Origin of the sequence: Cellulomonas hominis, assembly GCF_005239125.1 — a bacterium.
GTDB classification, from domain to species: Bacteria; Actinomycetota; Actinomycetes; order Actinomycetales; family Cellulomonadaceae; genus Cellulomonas; species Cellulomonas hominis_A.
Window position 1 is genome coordinate 1 of the sequence record NZ_SZYE01000314.1, and the last position, 2142, is coordinate 2142.

Annotated in this window: 6 protein-coding genes and 1 pseudogene; 1 reads left to right on the forward strand and 6 read right to left on the reverse strand. The window is 74.4% G+C overall.

Annotated elements, in window-relative coordinates; translation table 11 throughout:
• Positions 1-123: 123 nt before the first annotated feature.
• From rpmF to rpmB, 6 genes are read right to left on the reverse strand one after another with little or no spacing between them, the layout of a single operon-like run.
• Entirely contained in the window at positions 124-294 is a 171-nt protein-coding gene (gene rpmF / locus FA014_RS19245) for a 50S ribosomal protein L32 (RefSeq protein WP_154731214.1), read from the reverse strand.
• Complete coding sequence (ykgO, locus tag FA014_RS19250; protein ID WP_154731215.1) at positions 294-416, reverse strand: type B 50S ribosomal protein L36; 123 nt, start codon at positions 414-416, stop codon at positions 294-296. The genes rpmF and ykgO overlap by 1 nt, the downstream gene beginning before the upstream one ends.
• Positions 413-676 (reverse strand): type B 50S ribosomal protein L31, encoded by a 264-nt coding sequence (locus tag FA014_RS19255; RefSeq protein WP_154731216.1) that lies wholly within the window; start codon positions 674-676, stop codon positions 413-415. Before FA014_RS19255 ends, ykgO begins: the two co-directional genes overlap by 4 nt.
• A 10-nt stretch (positions 677-686) precedes the next feature.
• Positions 687-992 (reverse strand): 30S ribosomal protein S14, encoded by a 306-nt coding sequence (rpsN, locus tag FA014_RS19260; protein WP_154731217.1) that lies wholly within the window; start codon positions 990-992, stop codon positions 687-689.
• A complete protein-coding gene (gene rpmG / locus FA014_RS19265) occupies positions 992-1159 on the reverse strand; it encodes a 50S ribosomal protein L33 (protein ID WP_154731218.1) in 168 nt (55 codons plus the stop codon). Before rpmG ends, rpsN begins: the two co-directional genes overlap by 1 nt.
• On the reverse strand, positions 1159-1395 hold the full coding sequence (gene rpmB / locus FA014_RS19270) for a 50S ribosomal protein L28 (RefSeq protein WP_154731219.1): 237 nt from the start codon (positions 1393-1395) through the stop codon (positions 1159-1161). Before rpmB ends, rpmG begins: the two co-directional genes overlap by 1 nt.
• Before the next feature lie 53 nt (positions 1396-1448).
• Between rpmB and FA014_RS19275 the strand changes: the two are divergent.
• Positions 1449-2142: pseudogene (locus FA014_RS19275) on the forward strand (cobalamin biosynthesis protein CobW); the annotation flags it as partial.

Below are 2142 nucleotides of genomic sequence, written 5' to 3' on the forward strand. Positions count from 1 at the left end.
CACGCCCGGCACGCTACCCGCGCGGTGGGCGGGGTGGCCCCGCGAGCTCGCCGGTCGCGCGCGAGCTCGCCGGTGCCGCGGGGCCTCTCGGCGCGGAACCGGCGAGCTCGGGCGGGCTGCGCGTCAGCGCGGGTCGACCAGGCCGCGCTCGACGGCGCGGGCGAGGCGGCGGGGGACCTCGACCAGCCGCCCGTCGGGGGTGCGCACGGGCGACAGCGGGACCGCCGCGGCCTTCCACTGCGACCGGCGGGCGCGGGTGCTGCTGCGGGAGAGCTTCCGCTTCGGGACGGCCATCAGCCCTGCCTCGCCTTCCAGCGCGGGTTCTTCTTGTTGATCACGAAGGTCCTGCCGTGGCGGCGCACCACGATCGAGCCCTCCTTCTTCTTCAGGGACGCGAGGGACGTGCGCACCTTCATCGGTCCTCCTCGGGGGACGTCAGGCCGTAGCGCCGCCGGAACTTCTCGACGCGGCCGGCGGTGTCGAGCACGCGGGACCTGCCCGTGGAGAACGGGTGCGACGCGGAGGAGACGTCGACGTCGACCACGGGGTACGTCCTCCCGTCCGACCACTCGACGGTCTTCCCGGACGTGATCGTCGACCGGGTCAGGAACGCGAAGTCCCCGCTGCTGTCCCGGAACACGACGGGTCGGTACTCAGGGTGGATGCCCTGCTTCATCGGATCTCCTTCACCAGCTCGACTTCGTGACACCGGGCAGCTCGCCGCGGTGGGCCATCTGCCGCATCCGCACGCGGGAGAGGCCGAACTTCCCGACGTAGCCGCGCGGGCGGCCGTCGGCAACGTCGCGGTTGCGCAACCGGGTCGGGCTGGCGTCGCGGGGAAGAGCCTGCAGCGCGGCGCGCGCGGCGACCCGGTCGGACTCCGGCAGGTGCGCGTCGACGGACGCCGCCTTGAGCTCCCGGCGCCGCTCGGCGAACCGGGCGACGACCTCCCGGCGCTGCTCGTCCCGGGCGATCGTGGACTTCTTGGCCATCAGCGCTCCTCCTTGAAGTCGACGTGCCGACGCACCACGGGGTCGTACTTCGTCAGCACGAGGCGGTCGGGATCGTTGCGGCGGTTCTTGCGGGTGACGTAGGTGAAGCCGGTCCCCGCGGTGGAGCGCAGCGTGATGATCGGGCGGACGTCGGCGGCGCGGGCCATCAGACCTTCTCCCCGCGCGCGCGGATCCGGGCCACGACGACCTCGATGCCGAGCTTGTCGACCGTCTTGATGCCCCGGGTCGAGACGGTCAGCGTCACGTGCCGGCCGAGCGAGGGCACCCAGTAGCGCCTGCGCTGGATGTTCGGGTCGAACCGCCGCTTCGTGCGCCGGTGCGAGTGGGAGATCGAGTGGCCGAACCCGGGGGACGTCCCGAGGACCTGGCAGTGAGCGGACATGACGTCCAGCATAGTAATGAGAATCATTCGCGACAAGCGCTAGTCTGGCCGACATGGCCCGACGCGATCTGACGCCCCTGCTCGTGCTCGCCACCGTCGACCCGCTGCTGCGCGACGCCGTCGCCTTCGGCGTCGTGGTCGACCGGCCCCGGACCGTCGTGCTGCGCCACGACATCGTCGACGGCCCCGAGGGCGGCGGCATCCGCCGCGTGGTCGCGGACGCGTCGGGTGTGCTCGAGGACGTCCTGGTGCCGCTGGAGCACGCGTGCCTGAGCTGCTCCGTGCGCGAGGACGTGGTGCCCACGCTCGAGCGGCTCGGCCGTGACCCGCGCTGGGACGCCGTGCTGCTGGCGCTGCCCGTGTCGGCGGAGTCGCTGCCGGTCACCCGCGCGCTCGGCCGGGCGGCGCGGCGCGGCGGCGGCCTGCGCTCGCTGCGGCTCGCCGGCGTGGTGGCGGCGCTCGACCTCGCCACGTTCGCCGACGACCTGCTCGGCGACGACCTGCTGGACGAGCGCGGCCTGGCGCTCACCGCGGACGACGGCCGCGCGGTCGGCGAGGCGCTCGCGGCCCAGGTCGGGCACGCCGACGTCGTGCTGGTCGCGGGCGACCCCGCGGAGCACCCGGTCGCCTCCGACCTGCTCGACCACGTGCGCGCCGCCGACGGCCGCCGGGTCGACGGGGTGTACGCCGCGGACGTCGCGGCGCTGCTCGCGGGGGTGCACGACGTGCGGGCGGGGGACCGGCGCC

Coding starts and splice junctions, on each gene's coding strand:
- rpsN (WP_154731217.1), bottom strand. CDS start 992: ATGGCCAAGAAGTCCACGATCGCCCGGGACGAGCAGCGCCGGGAGGTC.
- FA014_RS19255 (WP_154731216.1), bottom strand. CDS start 676: ATGAAGCAGGGCATCCACCCTGAGTACCGACCCGTCGTGTTCCGGGAC.
- rpmG (WP_154731218.1), bottom strand. CDS start 1,159: ATGGCCCGCGCCGCCGACGTCCGCCCGATCATCACGCTGCGCTCCACC.
- ykgO (WP_154731215.1), bottom strand. CDS start 416: ATGAAGGTGCGCACGTCCCTCGCGTCCCTGAAGAAGAAGGAGGGCTCG.
- rpmF (WP_154731214.1), bottom strand. CDS start 294: ATGGCCGTCCCGAAGCGGAAGCTCTCCCGCAGCAGCACCCGCGCCCGC.
- rpmB (WP_154731219.1), bottom strand. CDS start 1,395: ATGTCCGCTCACTGCCAGGTCCTCGGGACGTCCCCCGGGTTCGGCCAC.